Raw genomic sequence first — 21,393 nt, 5'->3', positions numbered from 1 at the left:
GACGCCTGGAGCGCTGTAGGCGTCACTTTGGGTCAACTCAACTTTGGGGGTGTGGGTGCTGGCGGCCGCGGCTGCGGCTGTGGTGGTGGGCTGCGGCGAGCGCGGCCGCGCCGATGAGGGCGAGTGTGGCGGCCGGGGCGAGCGGGCCGGTCACGGGCTCGCCGCCGGTCGCGGCGAGCTTCGGCGACGCTGCGGAGTCCTGCGCCGGCGCCTTCTCGACTGCGGCGGGAGGGCTCGCGGGATTGCCGCCGGGGGCGCCCGGTGCCGGTGCGCCCGGTTCCGGTGCGCCCGGTGCCGATGTTCCCGGCGCCGCTGCGCCAGGCGCCTCGATCTCGGGGGTGCCGGAATCCGGGCCCGGATCCGGATCCGGATCCGGATCCGCCGCCTGATCGAGCCGGATCGAGAGGCTCACCGGGTCGGCAGGCTGCCCTGCGTAGCGAGCCCACTCGGGCAGGGGCAGCTGCTCGACGAACCTTGCAGGGATCCCTGACCAGCTCAGCACCTCGCCGGACCCGGAAGCGCTGCGCTTCGGAGCGGTGAAGTCGAGAAGGGCGAGGTCTGCCCGTGCCACGCCAAGCTGTCCGACCGTCGCGGAGGTGGAGACCGCCGCGCTCAACACCGCGGGCTTCCCGGGTTCCGCCGTGATCCACGGCTTCTCAAGCACGATGTCGAAGCCGTGGAGCGCGCTCTGGAACCTGATCCGGCCGTCAAACTTGATCACGCCTGTGTTGCTCGCCGGATCGAATCCCGTGGTGTCCGCGACCGAGTACCGGAACGTCCCGTCCTCGGACACCCTGGCCCCGGAGCCCGCGTGCGTGGCACCGGCTGCAGGGCCGGAGACGTAGGACCGCCAGGATGATGTGAAGCCCCAGGAGAGTTGCTGCGACTCGACCGGTACATTCGGTTCGCTGGGGACGGCTCCTCCAGTGGGCGAGAAGTTCACCGGGATGAAGAACTCCTGCTCGGGGTTGACGACCCCCGCGGCGCCGCCCGCATACGTGTAGATCCCGTATGCGGCGCCGGCCGGAACCTGGTCCGGCTGCTGGACCGACACCTCCGCGGAGAAGGAGCCGTCATCGGCAAGGATCACGGCCTGCTCGCCGAGGCGAGAATGGAGCGGCTCAGGGAGCGAGTCGATGACCTCCTGGCTGAGCACCCAGCGAGTCGCGCTGCGCACCTGCGCCCGGTTTTCTGCCGGACCAGCCTGCGACGGCTTCCACGGGTCCAGGACCGCGCCGAAGGTGACGAAGGTTCCCTGTGGCAGGTTGTTGGGGATCGGCAGGCCCGAACCCGTGCCTCCCGGGTTGTTTGCCTCCGGGTCGAAGCCCGTGCCCCGAACGATGATCGTGTCGCCCACAGCGACGGGCGAGTTGGCAAGCGGGGTTGTGCCGTCCGCTGCGAAGAGCTCGATCTTGGCGGTCTGGTCGACGGCACCGGTCGTCACGGTGAACGGAAGCGGCCCCTTCCTGAGCTGCAGGCCGGTGTTCGCGGTCTTGTAGTGGAATGCCCGCACCGCGTCAGGAAGCGCGGCGATGTACTCGCTCGGCCAGGCGCCGCCCTCCGGGATCGTCAGCTGCACGCCCGCTGCGTTCTCGTAGTGGACGCCTTCGAACGCCGAGACCGCAGTGATTTTGCCACTGGCGCCATCGAAGGCGGCGTCGGAGAACTCCATGACTGTGACACGCTCGGCGGGCTGAGCAGGGGAATCCTCACCGCCCATGCTCTTGCCGGATCCCGCGGAAACGAGGAAGGACAGCTCGCCCGTGCGATCTGCGCCGATATCGAGGACGGGAGCGCGGTATTCCACGGCGGGCGCGCCGAGCATGGGAACGGCATTCACCGACCAGGAGCCCGCATCGGGCCAGGAGATTCGGCCGGCGCCGGTGACCGGATCCACTGATCCGGTGCCGTCCTGGAAGTTGACGAGAGTGTAAGTGATGCCGGCCTCGGCGCTATCGCCCGAGGCCTCGGCCCCGTTCTGCGTCGCGAGCGTCACCCCCGCGCCGGAAACGGACTGCTGCCAGGCGCCGAACACTCCCACCTGTGCGTACTTGCTGTATCCCCACTCGAGCGTGGCGTTCGTGACCTCGACTGGCGAGGCCGCCAACGCGGGCGCCGAGCCCGCGAGGCCTCCAGCCGACGACGCGAGGAGCGCCGTGGCGAGCAGCACGAGCGGTCGCTTTCGTGCGCGGAAGGGACGTGCGTGAGCCATGCATTTCTCCCAGATCACTTGTTCGGCGAACCCGCACGACGGCGTGGCCTCGTCGTTACAGGGTGATGGAGCAGTGTCTGCGGATCCGCCCGACGGAGGCATGCCTAATGTACATCGGATGAATCGGAAGTGAAGGAAGTGTCCGTTTCCCGCGGGTCCCCGCTGCCGGGCGGCCGCTGCCCCGTCCCTGAGTTGACCCAAAGTGACGCCTAACTCGCTGTAGGCGTCACTTTGGGTCAACTCAGCCCCCGGGGGCGGATGCGGGGGCGGGAGCGGGTGCGGGAGCGGGGGCGGGCGCCGACGGGGGCGCCGGCGCCGCGCCCAGCGCCGCCACCAGGGCGCGCGTGTAGGGGTCGGCGGGGGCGGCGAAGATCGCCTCGGTCAGGCCCTCCTCGACGACCTCGCCGCCGCGCAGCACGAGCGTGCGGGAGCAGAGCGAGCGCACCGCAGCGAGGTCGTGGGACACGAACACGAGCGCCACCCCGCGCTCCTCCTGCAGCCGCCGGAGCAGCGCGAGCACGTCGGCCTGCGTCGCGGCGTCGAGCGCAGACACGGGTTCGTCGCACACGAGCACGTCGGGTTCGGCGGCGAGGGCGCGCGCGATCGCGACGCGCTGACGCTGCCCGCCCGAGAGGGAGACCGGCCTGCGGTCGAGCAGCTCCGGATCGAGCCCCACCTGGCCGAGCAGCTCGGCGGCAGTCGGGGCCGAGGCCGAGCGCCTGGACGTGCCGACGATGCGCGAAACCCGCCAGCGTGGGTCGAAGGTCGAGAGTGGATCCTGCGGAATGAGCCTGATCACGGGGGCATTAGCGGCGGATCCCCGAGCCGCGGCGGATCCCAGCGTCTCGACAGTGCCGGAGTCCGGGTGCTCGGCGCCCACGAGGATCCGGGCGAGCGTCGTCTTCCCCGCGCCAGAAGCGCCGACGATCCCGAGCGACTCCCCGGCGCGCACGCTGAGCGAAGCGCCGCGCACCCCGGCCTCGCCGCCGTCTGGAGCCGCGAAGGTGCGCCGCACGTCCCGCAGTGCGAGTAGCTCGCGGCCGGGCTCCGTGGCTGGTGCCGCGGCCCCGTTCGGGATCGCGGCGACGAGCCGCCTGGTCGCGTCGTGCCTCGGGGCGGTGAGGACCCGGGCGGTCGGACCCGTCTCCACGATCCTGCCCTCTGAGATGACGGCGACCCGGTCGGCGACCCTGGAGACCGCCGCGAGGTCGTGGCTCACGAGGAGCACTCCGGCTCCTCGGTCGCGGATCGAGCCCAGCAGGTCGAGCACGCGGGCGGCCGTGATGGGGTCGAGCGCCGTCGTGGGCTCGTCCGCGATGATGAGGGACGGGTCGCCGACGATCGCCGAGGCGATGAGCGCGCGCTGGCGCATGCCGCCCGAGAGCTGCCCGGGCCGCTGCCCGAGGCGCTCCTCCGCGTCGGGGAGGCCTGCCGCCGTGAGCGCGTCGATCACCGCGGTGCGGCGCTCGCTGCGGGGCACGCCGTGTACGGCGAGCGCCTCGCCCACCTCCGCGCCGATCGTGCGGAGCGGGTCGAGCGACTGCAGTGCGTCCTGCAGCACGAGCGAGACGGCCGAGCCGCGCAGCCGTCGCCACGTCGCCTGGCGCGCTCGGCGCACGTCGCGCCCGGCGAACTCGAGGCGCTCCGCGGTCACGGTCCACTCGGGCTCCGCCTGCGTCAGTCCCAAGAGGGATCGCGTCAGCACGGACTTGCCCGCACCGGAGGAACCGACGATGGCGAGGCACTCGCCCGCCGCGATGCTGAGGTCGATGTCGTGCAGGATCTCGGCGCCGCGCCGTCGGGCGACCGTGAGGCCGCGAGCGACGAGGACCTGGCGAGCCGAGACGAACGTGGTCGGATTCTCGGCGGCCGTCCGCTCACGCGGCTCGGGCTCTGCGAGCACGCGGATCTGATCCGTGCGGGTCATGATTCCCTTCTTCCCTGCGCGAAGCGGCGCCCGAGCACCGTGAGGGCGGCAGCGGTCGCGACGAGCGCGAGCCCGGGCCCGAGCGTCATCCACCAGGCGGTCGCCAGGTAGACGCGGCCGGCGTTGAGCATGGCGCCCCACTCGGGGGAGGGCGGCTCGGTGCCGAGGCCGAGAAAACCGAGGGCGGACACCCAGACGACGGCCTGCGCGACGCCGAGCGTCGCGGCGGAGGCGAGTGGCCAGAGCGCGTTCGGCGCAATGTGGCGCACGAGCACCGTCGCGGGTCCCACGCCCTCGAGCCGCGCGTACTCGACGTAGCCGCTCAGGGCGACGCCGCGCACGCTCGCGCGTAGCATGCGCGCATAGCCCGGGATCGTCGCGAGCCCGATCGCGAGCACGGCCGCGGCCGTGCCGCCGCCCATGACCGCGATGAGGAGGAGCGCGACGACGAGCGTCGGCAGGGCGAAGAGTACCTCGAAGAGCCGGCCGAGCGCGGCGTCGAGCAGGCGCGGGCCGATCGCGGCCGCGAAGCCGAGCACGGCCCCGATCCCGATCCCGATCGCGGTCGCGGCCGCCCCGATGCCGATCGAAGCGGAGGATCCGTGCACGACGCGGGTGAGCACGTCCCTTCCCGACTCGTCGGTTCCAAACGGGTGCGCGAGCGAGGGGGCCTGGAACGCCTCCGCCGGGTGGATCGCGAGGGGGTCGCCCGGCGCGAGCAGCTGCGGCGCCGAGACGGCGACCGCGGTGACGAGGAGGACACACAGGGAGATGAGCCCCTGCCAGCCGATCAGCTGGTACGCGTTTTTCATTCGCTCGGTCACGATGCGGCCCTCCTGAAGCGCGGATCGACGAACTGCTCGAGGGCGTCGGTGGCGAACATCACGACGACATAGGCGAGTGCGATGACGACGACGGCGCCCGTCACGACGGGCATGTCGCGCACCGTCGCCGACTCGAGCAGCAGCCGCCCGAGCCCCGGTCGGGCGAACAGCGCCTCCGCCACGACGGCCCCGCTCAGCAGGGAGCCGTAGGCCCAGCCCGAGAGCGCGAGTGCCGGCAGCGCCGCGTGCCTCAGCGTGTGGACGGCGAGGACGCGCGCCTCGGACGCGCCGCGGGCCCGCGCTGTCACGGCGAACGGGGCGTCCTCGAGCGAGTCGAGCGAGCCGCGCACGATGTGGGCGAGGTACCCGGCGACCGGCACCGCCAGCGTGATGACGGGAAGCACGAGGCCGGCGGGCGCAAAACCGCTGCTCGTGGCCGGCAGCCAGCCGAGACCTGCGGCGAAGACGAGGATCAGCAGCGCCCCGAGGAAGAATGCGGGCAGCACGGAGGAGGCGGTCTCGAGGCCGGCGAGGATCCCGCGCACCGCGCGTCCGAGGCGGCCGCGGCTGAGCGCGCCGATAAGCGCGCCAGCGACGACGAGCGCCCAGGCCAGGAGCAGCGCGAGCGTCGCGATGAAGAACGTGGGCGGGATCTGCGCGATCAGCAGCTCGGAGACCGGCTGCTTGCGCGCGTACGAGTCGCCGAACTGCAGGGTCGAGGTGCGCCAGAGCATGAGCAGGTACTGGATCAGGACCGGCTGGTCGAAGCCGTATTCCTCGCGGGCGCGGGCGACCGCTTCGGGGCCCGCCTGGAATCCTGGCCCCCCGAGCACTGCCTCGAGCGGATCGCCCGTGGCCCGCAGGGCGACGAACACGATCGTGGCCGTTGCCCAGATGACGAGCGCGGCAGCGCCGACCCGGGCGAGGATCGCCCGCCCGAGTCGGCGCACCGTGGGAAGAGCTGACGTCACTTGGTCAGCTGCGCATTCAGGAGCGTCGGCGTCGCGATCGTGCCGATCGCGGTCACGCCCGTCGCCCCGTTCACGAGGAAGTGGTTCTGCTGGTCGTAGAGCGGCAGGATCCAGTAGCCCTGCATCACGAGCTCCTGCGCCTCGGCGGCCGCCTTCTTGCGGGCCTCCGGATCGGCGTTCGTTGCGGCGTCGACGAGCAGTGCGTCGATCTTTGGATCGGAGACCATGGCGTGATTCGCGAAGTACCCGGACGGCGCGGGCACGAGGTTGGCGGAGTGATACAGCGTGCGCAGCACGTCCGGGCCGACCTTCGTGTAGGGGGCGCTCACGGCCTCGTACTCCTTCGCGCTCAGCGCCTTGTGCCAGGAGGGCAGGTCCACCGGGTTCAGCACGACCTCGAAGCCGACGGCCGCCGTGTTCGCTTGGATCTGCTCGAAGAGCGACTGCTCGGCCTGGTTCGACTGGTTCGTGCTCACCGGGATGCGCACGGTCAGGCGCTTGCCGTCGCGCAGGCGCACGCCGTCGGCATCCTTCTCGGTCCAGCCGGCCTCGTCGAGGAGCTTCTCGGCGGCCTTCGGGTCGGTCGTGAAGAGCTTCTCGTCGGAGATGCCGAGGGGCTCGGTGCTCGAGAGTGGCGAGAACGACTGCGTCGCGGTGCCGTGGAACAGGCTCTTGATGCCGGGGCCGGGATCGGCCGACTTGATGAAGGCCTCGCGCACGCGGATGTCGTCGAACGGGGTCTGCCCCGCGTTCAGCTCGATGCGGTTGACGGATCCGGGGCGCGGCGCGTCGATGTGGGTGAAGCCGGCTCCCTTGGCCGCCGCGATGTCGGACGGCAGGGGGTTGTCGATCACGTGAACCTCGCCCGATGCGAGCGCGGCCTGGCGCGTCGCGGCGTCGGGAATGTAGCGCCACTCGATCCCGTCGAGGTGCGCGGCGCCCTCGTGATCCGCCTCGGGGGCTGTTGTCACGTAGTCGTCGTTGCGCACGAGCGTGATCTTCTCCTGCGGCACGCGCGACTCGACGATGAACGGGCCGGTGCCGATCGGCGCCTTGCAGTTCTCCTCCATGCCGCGCTCGATCCCGGCGGGGGACTCCATCGCGATCCAGTGCTGGCTCAGCGACTCGGGGAGCGCGGAATCGGGCTCCGACAGGTTGAACCGCACGTGCGTCGCGTCGATGGCCTCGACGCTCGTGACCTTCTTGAGCGCGATGAAGCCGGTCGAAGACTGCGTCTCCGGATCCTGCACGTGCTCGATGTTCGCCTTCACCGCCTCGGCGTTGAACGGCGTGCCGTCGGTGAATGTGACATCGTCGCGCAGTGTGAAGTCCCAGCTCAGACCATCATCTGCGGCCTCCCACTCGGTCGCGAGCCAGGGCACGATCTTGCCGTCGGCATCGCGACCGAAGAGCGGCTCGAGGAACTGGGTGGTGACGAGCGCCTGCGGGTAGTTTCCGCCGACGTGGGGGTCGAGGCAGGCGGGCTCCGCGTCGCCGGTCGCGTAGACGAGGACGCCGCCCTTCTGAGTTTCGGCGCTGTTCGCGCCGGTGGGCGCGCAGGCCGAGAGGGAGAGCGCGCCGATCGCGGCGATGGCCGTGATGAGGTGCGCGGGGCGAGTGTTTCGATGCGTGCTGGAGGGCATGAGTGTAGGCTCCGTTGAATTGTTAGATCGAGAACAACAAATGAACAATAGCGTACTTTGCATGCCTTGTAGGGTGGGGTCATGGCAACCACGGGCAGGGGACGACCGCGCGCATCCTCACGGGAGGAACTCGCCGACGCCGCAACCGAACTCTTTCTCGAGCGCGGATACGGCGCCACATCGATCGCGGACATCACGCGACGCGCCGGTGTGAGCAGGGCAAGTTTCTTCAACTACTTCGGCACGAAATCCGATCTCCTGTGGGACGTATTTGATCGCAGGCTCGCCGCGTTGCTCGCCGAGATCGACACGCCTGAGGGCTCGCTGGATTCCGGGCTCCGGGCCTTCGCGCACGGCGAGTCGCCCGAGGGGCTGGCGCTCGCCATCGTGGACGCGCGCACGATGGGCGTCGAGGACGAGCTCGCTGTCGCCCGCGCCGAGCGACAGCTCCGGATCGCGCTCGTGATCGAGGAGCGCCTGCTCCGCGACGGTGAGACGCCGGTCCGGGCAGCGGCGCGGGGCGGGGGATACGCGGCCGCGCTGCTCGGCGCCGTCTGGTGCTGGGCCGACCGTGGAGCCGGCCGCCACGACCTGGGCGCCGAGATCCTCGCGGCGGTCGCTGAGGCCAGGGCGCTCCTGGGGTAGGGCGGCGCGAGCGCGACTTTTGCGGCGCCGTGGTGCGGCGTTCGCGGGGAGATCTGCACCCCGCTAGACCGTCGGCCCAGATTCTTGTGGTTGAGTGCAGAATTCTCGGGGAACGCGGCGGCGGATCGCGGCGGCGGAACGCGGCGGCGGATCGCGGCGGCGGATCGCGGCGGCGGAACGCGGCGGCGGATCGCGGCGCGCGCCGCGCCGCCTACCCCTGCGGGTCGCGGAACGCGTTGCGCGGCACCACGAAGGCGAGCGCGAACGCCGCCGCGAGCGCGGAGATCCCGCACACGAGCCACACCGTGACGTAGCCGGCGAAGGATCCGGCGGTGCCGCCAGCGACCCCGTGCATGAGCGCGATCCCGAACACGGCGGAGGCGACGGCGCCGCCGAGGGTTTTCGTGGAGTTCGTGAGCCCGGTGGCGACGCCCGTCTGCTCGGCGGGCGCCCCGGCAGCGGCGGCCGCCGGGAGCGCGGCGACGAGCGCGCCCGAGCCGAGCCCCGCGACGACCATGTTCGTCACGACCTGGGCATAGCTCTCGTGGAACGGCAGGAACATGAGGTAGCCGATGCCGACGAGCGCGGCGGCGCCCGCGAGCGTGACGCGCGGCGTCGCGAGCCTCGCGATCCGCGGGTAGAGTAGCGCGCCAATGATCATCGCGATCAGGTAGATCCCGATCGCGAGGGAGGTCACGAAGCCCCTGGTACCGAGCCCGAAGCCGTAGACCTCGGGATCCGTGCGCATGAACGTCGAGAGCGGGGCCTGCGCGCCGAGCACGCTCATCCCGAAGAGCGCCGCGGTCACGAAGACGGGCGCGAGCGCGGGGGAGCGGAAGAGTCGGACGTCGATGAGCGGGTCGGGGTGGCGCAGCTCCCAGCGGGCGAACGGGATGAAGAGCGCGAGCCCGAGCGCGATCACGCCCCAGGCGATGGGGCTGCCAAGCCCGGCGATCCGGAGCAGGAAGAGACCCCCGGTGAAGGCGAGGATCGCGAGCGACACGAGCGCGAGACCGCCGAGGTCGAGCCGCCCGCCCGCGAGCTCGGGCGACTCCTTCACCCCGAGCCAGATCACGACGAAGCACAGCACGACCAGGATCTCGGGCACGAGCAGCACGGGCAGGAGCGGCAGCGAGTCGATCATCTGGCCGCCGATCAGGGCGCCGCCGATGGCGCCCGCCTCGAGCGCGGCGACGAGGAAGCCGGCCGCGCGCGCGGTCAGCTGCGAGCGGCCGTCGCGCCCCGCCGTACGCGACCAGATCAGGGCGATCTCGAGCGGCAGCCAGACGACGTAGACGCCCTGCAGCGCCCAGCCGGCGAGGAACACGGGGAAGGTGTCGGCGAACGGCAGGATGAGCGAGGCGAGCGCGGTGATCGCGGTCGACCACAGCAGGATCCGCTTGTGCCCGACCATGTCGCCGAGCTTCGCGAGCGCGGGCACGACGAGCGCCGAGAGCATGAGCTGCGAGCCCTCGAGCCAGTTCACGTCGGCGTCCGGCACGTTCAGGTGGCGGGCGATGTCCGAGAGCATGGGTGTGTAGTAGCCCTGCAGGAAGCCGCTCGTGAACTCGACGACGGCGAGGAACCCGACGATCCCGGCGAGCACGCCGAGGCGATGTCGCGTTGGCCCGGGTGCGGTGCGGCTGACCCTGCTCATGCGGTGCCTCCGGGGATCGACTCGATGAGGGCGCGGTGGAAGCGCTCGCCGCGGGCGAGCTCCGCGACCTCGACGCGCTCGTTCGCGCCGTGGATCGAGGCCCGCAGCTCGCCGGGCATCGCGAGCGGCGCGAAGCGGTAGGTCGCGGGGGTGAAGCGGTGGAAGTGCCGCGAGTCGGTCGCGGCCATCATGACGTAGGGCACCGCGGCGGCGTCGGGATGGGACTCGGCGACGGCCGCCGCGATCAGGGCGAACTGCGCGTTGTCCGTGCCGGACTCCGGCGAGGGATCGCCGGCCTCCTCGACAGCGACCGCGACGCGGCGGTCGCCGATCCGGCGCCGCACGCGCGCGACCGTGCCCGCCGACGTCTCGCCCACGGCGACCCGCAGGTTCAGGATCGCGCTCGCGCTCGACGGCAGCACGTTCGCGGCGGTGCCGCCTGAGACGACCGTGGCGGCGACCGTCGTGCGCACGAGCGCCGCGGGCTCCCCGCCGAGCCGCGCGAAGACGAGCGCGGCGAGGCGCGGCCAGCGCGCGAGCGCGCGATACAGCAGCCGCGCCGGCCCGCTCGCACGCTCCGCGAACATCCCGAGCATGCGGCTCACGCCCGCGGGGGTGCGGGCGCGGAAGGTGCCCGGGCCGAGCCGGTCGATCGCGCGGGCGATCCGCGCCACCGCGGTCGGCCCGGTCGGCGCCGAGGCGTGACCGCCGTCGCCCCGCGCGGACAGCCTGATCGTGGTCGTGCCCTTCTCCGCGACGCCGATCATGGCGGCGCGCCCGCGCACGAACGGGAGCGGGGACGCGACGACCGCGCCGCCCTCGTCGAGCACGAGCCAGGGCGTGATCCCGCGCCGCACGAACTCGGCCGCGATCCCGCGCGCGGCGTGCCCGTTGACCTCCTCGTCGCCCCCGAAGGAGAGGAAGATGTCCCGCGGCGGGGAGAATCCGGCCGCGAGCAGGTTCTCGACGGCCTCGAGGATGACGAGCAGCGGCCCCTTGTCGTCGAGCGCGCCCCGGCCGTGTACGAAGCCGCCGGCGATCTCGCCGCCGAAGGGCGGGTGCGCCCAGTCGTCGGACTCGTCGACCGGCACGACGTCGAAGTGCGCCATGAGCACGACCGGATCGAGACCGGAATCCGCGCCCGGCCAGCGCAGCAGCACGCCGAGCTCGCCGATGCGATCGCGCTCGAGGCGCGCGTGGGTGAGCGGGTAAAGCTCCTCGAGCAGCGCGATGAACGCCTCGAACGGGGCATTCCCCCGCTCATCGATCTCCGCTGAGACGGTGGGCAGCTGGATCAGGCGCGAGAGCCGCTCCGCGGCGCCCTCCCTGGCGTGGACATCGGTGGCCATGGCACTAAGCTAGCGCGTTGCGCGCCGCGGGTGGAGCTAGATTCTCGCCGCGAGCCGCGTGCCCTGGTCGATTGCCCGTTTCGCGTCGAGCTCGGCGGCGACGTCCGCGCCGCCGATGACGTGCGCCGCGATCCCGAGCCCCATGAGCTCGTCGGCGAGCTCGCGCGCGGGCTCCTGCCCGGCGCAGAGCACGACCGTGTCGACGTCGAGGCGCTGTTCGGCGCCCTCGACGGCGATCGTCATCCCGGCCGGATCGATCCCGAGGTAGCTCGCGCCGGGGATCATCTGGACGCCGCGCTTCGCGAGCTCCGCCCGATGGATCCACCCCGTCGTCTTGCCGAGGCCGGCGCCCGGCTTCCCGGCCTTGCGCTGCAGCATGACGATGCTGCGCGGCGGGGGAGCGATGTCGGGCCGGCCGGGGCCGTTCGCGCCGGACGTCTCCGGATCGACGCCCCAGTCGCGGAGAAACTCGCCGATGGCCCCCGGATCCGCGTCGGGGTCGCGCGGCGGCTCGAGCTCGAGGCCGGGCCCGGCGTGCAGGAGCGCCTCGGCGACGTCGAAACCGATCGCGCCCGAGCCCATGATCGCGACGCGAGCGCCGACGGGCGCGCCGCGGAGCGCGTCGACGTAGCCGACGACGTTCGCGCCGTCGATGCCAGGCACCTCGGGCACGCGCGGGTGCACCCCGGTCGCGACGACAATCTCGGCGAAGCCGCCAGCGGCGAGCTCCTCGGCCGTGACGCGGTGGCCGAGGCGAAGCTTCACGCCCGTCTCCTCGAGCCGCACGCCGAAGTAGCGCATCGTCTCGAAGAACTCGCCCTTGCCCGGCACGCGGACGGCCAGGTTCAGCTGGCCGCCGATCCGCTCGTCGGCCTCGAACAGGGTGACGTCGTGCCCGCGCTCGCCCGCGGTCGTCGCGCACGCGAGGCCGGCGGGCCCGGATCCCACGACCGCGATCCGCTTGCGCTCGAGCGCCGGCCCGATCACGAGCTCGGTCTCGTGGCCCGCGCGCGGATTCACGAGGCAGGAGACGGGGCGGCCCGAGAACGTGTGGTCGAGGCAGGCCTGATTGCAGCCAATGCAGGTGTTGATCCGGCGGCTCTCGCCCGCCTCCGCCTTCGCGACGAATCGCGGGTCGGCGAGGAAGGGGCGCGCGAGCGAGACCATGTCGGCGCAGCCGTCCGCGAGCAGCTGCTCGGCGACCTCGGGGGTGTTGATCCGGTTCGTCGTGACGAGCGGGATCCCGACGATGCCCATGAGCCGCCTCGTGACCCAGGCGAAGGCGCCGCGCGGCACGGAGCCTGCGATCGTGGGGACGCGGGCCTCGTGCCAGCCGATGCCCGTGTTGATGAGGGATGCGCCCGCGGCCTCGACGAGGATCGCGAGCGCCTCGACCTCCTCCTGCGTGGAGCCGCCGGGCACGAGGTCGAACATCGACAGCCGGTAGATGATGACGAAGTCGGGGCCGGTCGCCTCGCGGATCCGGCGAACGATCTCGACGGGGAACGCGGCGCGCCGCTCGAAGTCGCCGCCCCAGCGGTCGCTCCGCTCGTTCGTGCGGGCGGCGACGAACTGGTTGATGAGGTAGCCCTCGGAGCCCATGATCTCGACCCCGTCGTACCCTGCCTCGCGGGCGAGCTCGGCGGCGCGCACGAAGTCGTCGATCGTCTGCTCGACCTCCGCGTCGCTCAGCTCGCGCGGCGTGAGCGGGGAGATGGGCGCTTGGATCGGGCTCGGGGCGACGAGCCCGGGGTGTGCGGCGTAGCGCCCGGCGTGCAGCAGCTGCATCGCGATCCGGCCGCCCTCGGCGTGGACGGCGGAGGTGAGGACCCGGTGCCGCTCGGCCTCCTCCGCGCTGTCGAGCACCGCGGCGCCGGCCGTGAGGCGGCCCTCGTCGTTGGGGGAGATGCCGCCCGTCACGATGAGGCCGACGCCGCCGCGCACGCGCTCGGCGTAGAAGGCCGCGAGCCGCTCCATGCCGCCTGGGACCTCCTCGAGGCCCAGGTGCATCGAGCCCATGAGGATGCGGTTGGGGAGGGTGATGCTGCCGAGCTGCAGTGGTGAGAAGAGCAGCGGGAAAGGCTTCGTCGACAATTCGTCCCCCTGGTAAGGATCCTCTGAAGTGCTCTGAACCTAGCGGGGTCTACGAATTCGTGTCGAACTCACTGTCGGAAGGATACAAAAAGTCCCGAGGGGGCAAGGCCGTAGCCTCGCCCCCTCGGGACTGAGTGCCGTGCTTACAGCGCGCGGATGTTGCTCGCCTGCAGTCCCTTGGGGCCCTGCTCAACGTCGAACTCGACACGCTGCTCCTCGAAGAGGTCGCGGCGGCCGTTGCCCTGGATCGCGCTGAAGTGCGCGAAGACGTCGGACGCGCCGTCGTCGGGAGTAATGAAGCCGAAGCCCTTCTCAGAGTTGAACCATTTCACGGTGCCGGTGGCCATATGCATTTCCTTCTTGTATAGCTGGCTGCTTGCGCTGCCATGTTGCCAAGGCGACAGCGTCGCCATGGGGTATCGGGGAGCCGCGCGGGCGCGGCGAACCGGGCCGGTTGATTTGCTCCCCCCGTGTGCGCATAACCGGTTCCTGATCGAGCCTATCCGAATGTGGTGGATGCCACGCGCGAGGATCAGCGAATCGTTATCTTCCCTTCTCTTGGGCGAAGGAAAATTGAGAAGTCGTGCTGTGACCAGCTACTTTCGCAGGGTGGTCCGGCGGCGAGGCTGAGGCATCCGGCACGCGGGTCCAGGATGACGGATGCGAGTGTCTTCCAACGCTTCGAAGCTTCTGCATTGAGATCCGGATGGCAACACACAGAGTTCGGATGCTCCGCGTGATCCGACAGTGCCCGGGTCACGGCGTCGTCGTCCAGGAGCCCGCGGTGCTCGCTCAATGCGCGCTGGACCCGGCCGTAGCGCACAAAGCTGTCGGACATTGCCACGGCGGCGAGGTCGTGGCCGCCGGCCACGGGGTCGAGGAAGTGGTTCGCGTGCACGAGGTGCCCCGACGTGCTCACCTGTACCGAGAGGTTCGCCGGCCCGCCGGGCGACGCCTCGACGTTCAGCACCGCTCCGCTCGCATGGCCCAGGATGTAGTTCCCAGACGAGGCACGCGGAATCGCCGCGAGGGTCTCGACGGCGCCGGCAATGTTCGGCGCGTCGAGCACCGCGCGAATCGCGAAGTGAAAGGGCACCCCCGAGTCGGGGCCGTCGAGCGACGACACGAGCGTGTTGACCCCCAGGGCGATTCCGCTGGCCGTGAGGCACACCTTTGCGAGGAGCCCTGCCTCGACCACGCTGACGTAGTTCGGGCCATCCGGCCGCTCGACCTGCAGGATGATGGTGCCGGGCTGCAGGTATTCGAGCCAGTCCCAGTTCTGCGCGACGAACGAGCGGCCGGATGCGCTTCGGTCCGCCTCAACGGCCACCGAGGTGCACTCGCCGGCGCGGGCGAGTGCGGGGCGTGCACCCGCGACCGTCGCCCGGTGCAGGATCTCGGTCCGGCAATTGAGTGCGAGGACGTCGTCGACCTCGAGCCCGCTGCCCTCCGCGATGCCTCGGATCTCGACGAGGATCTCCGGGAGGTGCGCCTCGATCGACGGCAGGAAGCCGCGAGCGTACGCGCGAGCCTCGGCCCAGCTCACGCCCGCCGAGGCGAACGCGCGCTCGTATCCCGCGCGTGTGGCGTGGATCTCGGTTCTGGCGAGCTCACCGTATTGGCGCGAGCGCTCAGAGCGGGTTCCGCTGATGCGGATGGTGCGGTAGATAGACGTCATCTCGACTTCGCCCGTTCGTTCGAGATGCTCGAGCCGCCGTGCTGCCCAGCGCCGCTGCGCAGACTCATCGCGCTCGTCGAGCGGGCGTGGGCGGCGATCTCCCTGGTGGGGGCGATCCAAGCGTCGGCCTCGATCAGGTGCCGGATCACCCGGTCGAGCATGGCGAGGCGGGAGGGCCTGCCGGAGAGCATCGGGTGCGCGGTGAGCATGACGTGGCCGCCGAGCGCGGCGATCCCGTCAATCTCGGGGAGCCAGACGTCCAGTACCTCGCGCGGGGAACGGATCGTCTTTTCCCAGGTGTCGTTCGCAAACCAGAAATGAGGCGCGTCGTCGAGGATCCAGGAGACCGGCACCTCGATCAGATCATGGTTGGGGTGCCGGTACGGGACGATGTGATCGAGGAGATTCGAGCTGTACTCGAAGCCCTCGGCGACGAGGAGATCCAGCGTGTGGTCCGTGAACTCCCACGACGGCGAGCGATACCCGACGACCTCCGCGCCAAGGCCGCGCAGCGTTTCCAGGCCGGTCAGGAGCTCTTCGTGCTCTTCGGCTCGGGTCAAGGCGGTGGGGGAGGTGTGGGAGTTGCCGTGATGGGCCACCTCATGGCCGTCGCCCAGGATCGCGCGCACCGTTTCGGGGTGACGCTCTGCGTCCCTGCCGCAGACGTAGAAGGTGCCCTGAACCCCGTGTTTTGCCAGGAGTTCCAGGATCAGCGGGACCCCGACCTTCGCGCCGTAGGCGCCCTGCGACAGCACGCCAGGGGCGTTGGCGTTCTGCGGGTTCTCGCCGATCCACACCTCCTCGGCGTCGAAGTCGAAGCTCAGTGTCGCGGCGAAGGGGCGGGCGCCCGGCCACTGCGCCGCCCCGGTTCCCGCCTGGTCCATCCTCGATGGTTCCGTGGTCTCGTTATGCATGTTCGTTTCCCGTCCCTTCGTCTCTGCCCTCTCGCCGGTCGCGCTCGCGCAGTGCGGCGGATCGGTCCGCCGGATCGCCGTAGCCCCCTCCGCCCGCGGTTTCGACCCGCACGATCGTTCCGGGCGGCAGCACCCGCGAGCTTTTTGTGGGCTGATCGATCACCGAGCCGTCCGGGCCGATGACGGTGATGGTCGTCGCCTGAGCCCGCCCGCCGCCGCCCGCTCCCTCGGGCGCGAACCGCGAGTCCGTCTGCTCCGCGTAGAAGGTCGCGTGCTGGGGGCGAGTAAGGATCTCGTACTCACGCACGAGCCCGAGGCCGCCCCTGAACTTCCCGTCGCCCTGGGATCCCGGCCGGAACGCGGTCCTCCGGATGCGCACGTTGTAGTTGGTTTCGGCGACTTCGACCGGCATCACGCCCACGTTCGACATGTACGTGTCGACCCCGTCGAGCCCGTCGTCGCGCGACGTTGCGCCGGTTCCGCCGCCGACGACGTCCGCCATCACCGAGGGCCGTCCGGTGCGTGGATGCGACGAACCGACGTTGAAGCTGAAGAACGACACCGTGCTGGACGCGACCGCGCGATCCGGCCAGATCTGCTGCATCGCGCGGATCAGCGTGTCGGCGAGCCGCTGGCACGAGTTGTGCCGGATCGAGACCGCGGCGGGGTGGCGCGGGTTCACGACGGTGCCCTCGGGTGCCGTGATATCGAGGTTCCGGAGGAGGCCGTCGTTCGAGCTGAGACCAGGCGCCACGACACAGCGGACGGCGTACACAAGCCCCGCGCGAGCGCTTGCCCACGGGATGTTCATGGCGCCAGCGGTTTGGGGATCGCAGCCGGAGAGGTCAATGCTGAGGCGATCCCCGCGCTTCTCGATCCGCGCGTGAATCCTGGTGGGGGAGCCGCCCTTGCCGTCGTCGTCGAGCGATCCTTCCGCCTCGCCGGCGCCGTCGGGCAGCTCGGACAGCAGCCTCGCGACGGCGGACTCCACGGTGGTGAGCATGCGCTCCATGACCTCGACGAGCCGCTCCCGGCCGTAGAGCTGCACGAGTTCGTGCACGCGCTCCTCGCCGAGCTTGCATGCGGCTCGCTGCGCCCTGAGGTCGCTCAGCGTGGAAAGCGGATCCCTGAAGTTCTCGGTCAGCAGGGCGACGAGATCCTCGTTCTCCCTGCCGGCGATGGACAGGCGGACGGGAGGCAGGACAACACCCTCCCCGTACAGCTCGCCGAGCTCGGGGCCCTCACTGCCGGGGTTGACCCCGCCGACATCGATGTGGTGTGCGGCCGTTCCCGCCCAGGCGATGAGCTCCCCGTCGGTGAAAATCGGCGTGACGATGTTCACGTCGGGAAGGTGCATCGCGCCCTGATACGGGTGGTTGCAGATGAAGGCGTCGTCCTCGGCGATGCGTCCGCGCCACCTGGCGAGGATCGACTTCACGACCAGCGACATCGCCCCGAGCTGCGCGGGAATGTAGTCGGCCTGTGCGACGAGCTCGCCCTCGGCGGTGAAGAGCGCGCACGAGAAGTCATCCATGTCCCGGATGATGGGGCTGTAGCTTGAGCGCTTCAGAACGCTCCCCATCTCCTCGGCCGCTGACTGCAGTGCAGCCGATGCGACCTCGAATGTGACGGCGTCGAGGGAAGTCTGCGAAGTCATCGATGATCCTCTTTCCGGTCCTGCGTGACGATGATGTCGAGTGTGCTTGCGACCCTGCAGACCTGTCCGGGCAGGATCACGGAGGTGGCGTCCATCTGCTGGAGGATGGCCGGCCCCTGGAAGACGGTTCCTGCGGCGAGCCTGCCGCGGTCAATGAGGGGAACGGGCGTGGATCCGGTTCCGGGAAGGATGACCTCGCGGGTTTCGAGCACCGCGTCCGACGGGAGTTCGCGGGATTCCACGTCGATCGCTCCCGCAGCGGGGCGTTCGATCCCGCCGTTGGACGTGAGCCGCACCGTGACGATCTCGACGGGCTCCTCGGCGTTGCTGTGCCCGTATCGCTCCTCGTGCGCCGCGTGGAAGAGCGCTGGCACGCGCTCGAGCGTCTCGGGCGTCCAGTCCGGAACCGGAATGTTGAGCTCGAAGCCCTGGCCTCGGTAGCGACAGTCGATCGTCGCCACGGCGGTGACGTTCTCTGCTGGGATCCCGTCGCTCTCGAATTGCTCGGCAGAGTCCCTGGCAGCGGCCTCGAACCAGGCGCCCATTGACCGCAGGGTCTCGGGGCCCGCGTCCTGCAGGATCGTCTGGGAACGGTCGAGCTTGAGGCCGGCGACGAGGAGACCGTCGGCCGCGAAGAGGCCCGGCCGGAGGGGGATGATGACGCTCTTCAACGCCATGTGCTGCAGCAGCAGGCCCGCGTGCAGCGGCCCGGCCCCGCCGAAGGGGACGAGGCAGAAATCGCGGGGATCGAGGCCGCGTTCCACGCTCACCTTCCGGACCGCGCGGATCATGTGCGCGAGCCCCACCGCGAGGATCGCCTCTGCGCCCTCCTCGGGGCTCATGCCGAGGGGATCCGCGACGCGGCGCACGGCCCGGACCGCGAGTTCCCGGTCGATGACGAGCCCGCCGGCGAGCTCCCCCGAGCCCAGCGTTCCGAGGACGACGTGCGCGTCGCTGATGGTCGGCTCGGTTCCGCCACGGCCGTAGCACGCGGGGCCGGGCACGGCCTTTGCCGAGGCGGGTCCGACCTTCAGGCTTCCCGTCTCGTCGATGCGCGCGATGCTGCCGCCGCCGGCGCCGATCGTGTGAATGTCCACCGAGGGCGCGAGCAGGGTGTGGTCCTGGATGTCCTGCACCGTGGTGAACGGAATCGTGCCGTTTCGCAGCAGGCAGACGTCGGTCGAGGTGCCGCCCATGTCGAGGCTGATGAGATTCGGCTCGCCCAGCGACTCTGCGAGGGCAGCGAGCCCGGCGACGCCTCCCGCCGGGCCGGAGAGCACGAGCCGGTGGGCCTCGATGCCCGCGCGCGCCGCTGGGACGCTGCCGCCGTTGGACTGCATGACCAGGAGCGGAGACTCGATGCCGCTGTCGCGGAGCGCGTCCCCGGCACGATTCAGGTACTGCTCCACGAGCGGCCTGAGCGCCGCATTGATCGCTGTTGTCGCGGTTCGCGGGTACTCGCGGAACTCGCGTGCGACCTCTGAGGACAGCGTCACGGGGCGGTCCGGGAACGCCCTGCGAAGCGCCGCTCCGACCTCCTGCTCGTGCGCGTCGTTCAGGTAGCTAAAGAGGAACGAGACCGCGATGGCCTCGGGATCCAGCTCCCGCAGCTGGTCGATGAGCGCATCGACCTCGCCGGCGTCTAGGGGAGTGAGGACTGTGCCGCTCGAGTCGAGCCGCTCGGTGAGTTCGCAGCGCAGCTCGCGAGACACGAGCTCGCTCGGGCGGCGCGGCGTCAGGCTGTAGATGTCGGGCCGGTTCTGCTGCCGATACCCGAGCACATCGCGAAAACCCGCCGTGGTGACCAGGGCGGCCCGGGCGAGGTTCCCCGTGAGCGTCGCATTCGTGGCCACGGTCGTTCCGTGGCAGACCAGTGCGACGTCGGTGAGGCCGACGCCAAGATCCGCCAACGCGGAGACGGCGTTGCTCAGCCCCTGCGTAGGATCGTGGGGAGTGGATGCGACCTTCGCCTCCCTGACGATGCCGTCTGAACTCCGCGCGATTGCGTCGGTGAACGTGCCGCCGGCATCGATGCTGATGGTCCACTGCGGGGTGGTCATCGATTCTCCTCCTCGAGATCTGCGATCAGCGGGCCGTGTGCTCGCTGGACTCCATTGTCGAAGCGGGCCAGGACCCGTTGCATGCGTCATTCGACGTACACAGGCCCTCGAACCTTGTGGCGGCATTCCGTCATTTGACGGATGTGAGCCCACGCCCGTGCGCGAGAACGTTAGCCGGAGCAAACGATTCACACCTGCACCAAGGGGGAACATGGCCGAGTCAGCCGAGAAGCACAAGAACGAACGCCGCCGCGTCGGGCTCGTAACGGGGGCCGCTTCGGGAATCGGCCTGGCCACCGCGAAGCGGTTGCTCGCTGACGGCTACTCGCTCGGGCTCTGTGACCTCTCGGACGACCTTCTGCGGTCATTTGCGCAGGAAATTGCGGACGGACTTGTGGTCGCGGTGGTGGGTGACATCTCGGACGGGCGGGTGCGCGCCCAGTTGCTGAGCGAGATCGAGCATCGATTCGGCGTCCTGGACGCGCTCGTCAACAACGCCGCAAGCGGCGGGGAGGGGGCCGACGTTTCCGACCTCTCGCTCACGGCTCTGCAGCGGACCCTCGAGATCAACGTGGTGGCAGTGGTGGCGCTGGTGCAGGAAGCGCTTGCGCTCCTGCGACGCTCCGAGGCCGGCAGGATCGTCAACCTTGGTTCACTCTTCGGCGATGAGCCGGTGCGCGGAGGGGCCCCGTACTGCGTGAGCAAGGGGGCGATTCACACCCTCACCCGGGTGCTCGCGATCGAACTGGGTCCGCTCGGGATCACCTGCAACACCATCGCGCCCGGATATATTCTCACGCCGATGCACGCAGAGGAGGTCGAGTTTCAGGCCCGCGAGCGAGGGATCACGATCGAGGAGCGATACCGCGAGCTGCGCGCCGAGGTTCCGCTGGGCCGGCACGGCACGCCCGAGGACGTCGCCGCGACGATCGCCTGGGCCGTCGGGCCGGACAGCGCCTATGTCTCCGGGCAGAAGATCTCGATCAGCGGCGGACTGTCCTTCGCATGAGCACCTGCACGGATCGGCCGGGGCTCGTCATTGCTGGCACGGGAGGGCCCGTTGCGGAGAGTCTTGCGGCGCTCGCGCGTGATCGCGGGTGGCGGGTGGCGCACTTTGTCCCAGCGGGCGCCCGCCGCAGCGAGCATTCGGCTGAGGCGTGCGTTGAGCTGGATCTTGCTCACTCGGGCGAGGTGGAGGCGGCATTTGCCGAGCTGACCGAGGGCTGGAAACGAGCACCCTCCGCCCTCGTCCACTTCGGCTTCGAGCCCCACGGAATCGCCTCGGTCACCGAGTCGGCATCCGGCTGGCAAGCCGTGCAGCAGGGCCAAGTTGACGCTGCCTTCCTGTTCGTCCAGGCCGGGGTGCGCGAAATGCTGCGGCTCCGAGGCGGGTCGGCTGTCGATGATGGCTCAGTGGTGTTCGTCGGCGACGCGTTCTCCAACCGGGCCATTCCGGGAATGCCGATGGCGGGCGCTGGCGCCGCGAGCGCCGGGCTCGGAGGTCTCGTGCGCCAGCTTGCTGTCGAATGGGGCCCGTACGGGGTGCGCGTGAACATGGTGCGTGCAGGGGCGATCGAAGGGGATGCGCCGAGACCCGGACACCTGGTGCGGCGGGTGCCGCTCGGCAGGGCCGCCACGCCCGAGGAGATCGCCTCTGCTTGCTACTATCTGATCAGCAGGTCCTCCTCGTACGTCACGGGTGTAGCTCTGGCCGCCGACGGCGGCTTCCTGGCGACCTAATGCTGGAGCCCCAGGTGGGAAA

At 70.5% G+C, this 21,393-nt stretch carries 16 protein-coding genes; 3 read left to right on the top strand and 13 right to left on the bottom strand.

Features of this window, described 5'->3' with window-relative positions:
- Nucleotides 1-37: 37 nt before the first annotated feature.
- From ACOPJ3_RS11830 to ACOPJ3_RS11810, 5 genes are all read right to left on the bottom strand, one after another.
- Nucleotides 38-2,212, bottom strand: coding sequence for an HtaA domain-containing protein (locus ACOPJ3_RS11830; protein ID WP_427869366.1), 2,175 nt, complete (start codon nucleotides 2,210-2,212; stop codon nucleotides 38-40).
- Nucleotides 2,213-2,453: 241 nt separating this feature from the next.
- On the bottom strand, nucleotides 2,454-4,139 hold the full coding sequence (locus ACOPJ3_RS11825; RefSeq protein ID WP_427869365.1) for an ATP-binding cassette domain-containing protein: 1,686 nt from the start codon (nucleotides 4,137-4,139) through the stop codon (nucleotides 2,454-2,456).
- Nucleotides 4,136-4,963 carry an ABC transporter permease gene (locus tag ACOPJ3_RS11820; RefSeq protein ID WP_427869364.1) on the bottom strand — a complete coding sequence of 276 codons (828 nt, stop codon included), beginning with the start codon at nucleotides 4,961-4,963 and terminating at the stop codon, nucleotides 4,136-4,138. Before ACOPJ3_RS11820 ends, ACOPJ3_RS11825 begins: the two co-directional genes overlap by 4 nt.
- The gene (locus ACOPJ3_RS11815) at nucleotides 4,960-5,934 is read right to left on the bottom strand and encodes an ABC transporter permease (protein WP_427869363.1); all 975 of its coding nucleotides are present in this window, start codon (nucleotides 5,932-5,934) and stop codon (nucleotides 4,960-4,962) included. Before ACOPJ3_RS11815 ends, ACOPJ3_RS11820 begins: the two co-directional genes overlap by 4 nt.
- Nucleotides 5,931-7,577, bottom strand: a complete 1,647-nt coding sequence (locus tag ACOPJ3_RS11810; RefSeq protein ID WP_427869362.1) for an ABC transporter substrate-binding protein — start codon at nucleotides 7,575-7,577, stop codon at nucleotides 5,931-5,933. The genes ACOPJ3_RS11815 and ACOPJ3_RS11810 overlap by 4 nt, the downstream gene beginning before the upstream one ends.
- 81 nt (nucleotides 7,578-7,658) lie before the next feature.
- Between ACOPJ3_RS11810 and ACOPJ3_RS11805 the strand changes: the two genes are divergently transcribed.
- Entirely contained in the window at nucleotides 7,659-8,222 is a 564-nt protein-coding gene (locus tag ACOPJ3_RS11805) for a TetR/AcrR family transcriptional regulator (RefSeq protein WP_427869361.1), read from the top strand.
- A gap of 211 nt (nucleotides 8,223-8,433) precedes the next feature.
- Here the strand turns inward: ACOPJ3_RS11805 and ACOPJ3_RS11800 are convergent, their stop codons facing one another.
- The 8 genes from ACOPJ3_RS11800 to ACOPJ3_RS11765 all read right to left on the bottom strand — a co-directional run bounded on the left by ACOPJ3_RS11800 (nucleotide 8,434) and on the right by ACOPJ3_RS11765 (nucleotide 19,631).
- Entirely contained in the window at nucleotides 8,434-9,879 is a 1,446-nt protein-coding gene (locus ACOPJ3_RS11800) for an MFS transporter (protein ID WP_427869360.1), read from the bottom strand.
- On the bottom strand, nucleotides 9,876-11,228 hold the full coding sequence (locus tag ACOPJ3_RS11795) for a M20/M25/M40 family metallo-hydrolase (protein WP_427869359.1): 1,353 nt from the start codon (nucleotides 11,226-11,228) through the stop codon (nucleotides 9,876-9,878). The genes ACOPJ3_RS11800 and ACOPJ3_RS11795 overlap by 4 nt, the downstream gene beginning before the upstream one ends.
- A 36-nt stretch (nucleotides 11,229-11,264) precedes the next feature.
- Nucleotides 11,265-13,322 (bottom strand): FAD-dependent oxidoreductase, encoded by a 2,058-nt coding sequence (locus tag ACOPJ3_RS11790; protein ID WP_427869358.1) that lies wholly within the window; start codon nucleotides 13,320-13,322, stop codon nucleotides 11,265-11,267.
- Between the two features lie 143 nt (nucleotides 13,323-13,465).
- Nucleotides 13,466-13,669, bottom strand: a complete 204-nt coding sequence (locus ACOPJ3_RS11785) for a cold-shock protein (protein ID WP_336660733.1) — start codon at nucleotides 13,667-13,669, stop codon at nucleotides 13,466-13,468.
- 185 nt (nucleotides 13,670-13,854) lie between these two features.
- Entirely contained in the window at nucleotides 13,855-15,000 is a 1,146-nt protein-coding gene (locus ACOPJ3_RS11780; protein ID WP_427869357.1) for a C45 family autoproteolytic acyltransferase/hydolase, read from the bottom strand.
- Nucleotides 14,997-15,884: a polysaccharide deacetylase family protein gene (locus tag ACOPJ3_RS11775; protein WP_427869356.1), complete on the bottom strand. Its 888-nt coding sequence runs from the start codon at nucleotides 15,882-15,884 to the stop codon at nucleotides 14,997-14,999. Before ACOPJ3_RS11775 ends, ACOPJ3_RS11780 begins: the two co-directional genes overlap by 4 nt.
- Nucleotides 15,885-15,906: 22 nt before the next feature.
- Entirely contained in the window at nucleotides 15,907-17,571 is a 1,665-nt protein-coding gene (locus tag ACOPJ3_RS11770) for a hydantoinase B/oxoprolinase family protein (RefSeq protein WP_427869355.1), read from the bottom strand.
- Nucleotides 17,568-19,631: a hydantoinase/oxoprolinase family protein gene (locus tag ACOPJ3_RS11765; RefSeq protein WP_427869354.1), complete on the bottom strand. Its 2,064-nt coding sequence runs from the start codon at nucleotides 19,629-19,631 to the stop codon at nucleotides 17,568-17,570. The genes ACOPJ3_RS11770 and ACOPJ3_RS11765 overlap by 4 nt, the downstream gene beginning before the upstream one ends.
- Before the next feature lie 211 nt (nucleotides 19,632-19,842).
- Between ACOPJ3_RS11765 and ACOPJ3_RS11760 the strand changes: the two genes are divergently transcribed.
- Nucleotides 19,843-20,640 carry an SDR family NAD(P)-dependent oxidoreductase gene (locus tag ACOPJ3_RS11760; RefSeq protein WP_427869353.1) on the top strand — a complete coding sequence of 266 codons (798 nt, stop codon included), beginning with the start codon at nucleotides 19,843-19,845 and terminating at the stop codon, nucleotides 20,638-20,640.
- Nucleotides 20,637-21,371 (top strand): SDR family oxidoreductase, encoded by a 735-nt coding sequence (locus ACOPJ3_RS11755; protein WP_427869352.1) that lies wholly within the window; start codon nucleotides 20,637-20,639, stop codon nucleotides 21,369-21,371. The genes ACOPJ3_RS11760 and ACOPJ3_RS11755 overlap by 4 nt, the downstream gene beginning before the upstream one ends.
- Nucleotides 21,372-21,393 lie beyond the last annotated feature (22 nt).

The sequence above is a fragment of the Leucobacter luti genome (genome assembly GCF_050310065.1).
Classification (GTDB): Bacteria; Actinomycetota; Actinomycetes; order Actinomycetales; family Microbacteriaceae; genus Leucobacter; species Leucobacter luti_B.
This window is presented reverse-complemented; position numbering and strand designations above follow the sequence as displayed.

Coding starts and splice junctions, on each gene's coding strand:
- ACOPJ3_RS11825 (WP_427869365.1), bottom strand. CDS start 4,139: ATGACCCGCACGGATCAGATCCGCGTGCTCGCAGAGCCCGAGCCGCGT.
- ACOPJ3_RS11780 (WP_427869357.1), bottom strand. CDS start 15,000: ATGACGTCTATCTACCGCACCATCCGCATCAGCGGAACCCGCTCTGAG.
- ACOPJ3_RS11765 (WP_427869354.1), bottom strand. CDS start 19,631: ATGACCACCCCGCAGTGGACCATCAGCATCGATGCCGGCGGCACGTTC.
- ACOPJ3_RS11830 (WP_427869366.1), bottom strand. CDS start 2,212: ATGGCTCACGCACGTCCCTTCCGCGCACGAAAGCGACCGCTCGTGCTG.
- ACOPJ3_RS11800 (WP_427869360.1), bottom strand. CDS start 9,879: ATGAGCAGGGTCAGCCGCACCGCACCCGGGCCAACGCGACATCGCCTC.
- ACOPJ3_RS11805 (WP_427869361.1), top strand. CDS start 7,659: ATGGCAACCACGGGCAGGGGACGACCGCGCGCATCCTCACGGGAGGAA.
- ACOPJ3_RS11810 (WP_427869362.1), bottom strand. CDS start 7,577: ATGCCCTCCAGCACGCATCGAAACACTCGCCCCGCGCACCTCATCACG.
- ACOPJ3_RS11760 (WP_427869353.1), top strand. CDS start 19,843: ATGGCCGAGTCAGCCGAGAAGCACAAGAACGAACGCCGCCGCGTCGGG.
- ACOPJ3_RS11785 (WP_336660733.1), bottom strand. CDS start 13,669: ATGGCCACCGGCACCGTGAAATGGTTCAACTCTGAGAAGGGCTTCGGC.
- ACOPJ3_RS11770 (WP_427869355.1), bottom strand. CDS start 17,571: ATGACTTCGCAGACTTCCCTCGACGCCGTCACATTCGAGGTCGCATCG.
- ACOPJ3_RS11755 (WP_427869352.1), top strand. CDS start 20,637: ATGAGCACCTGCACGGATCGGCCGGGGCTCGTCATTGCTGGCACGGGA.
- ACOPJ3_RS11775 (WP_427869356.1), bottom strand. CDS start 15,884: ATGGACCAGGCGGGAACCGGGGCGGCGCAGTGGCCGGGCGCCCGCCCC.
- ACOPJ3_RS11795 (WP_427869359.1), bottom strand. CDS start 11,228: ATGGCCACCGATGTCCACGCCAGGGAGGGCGCCGCGGAGCGGCTCTCG.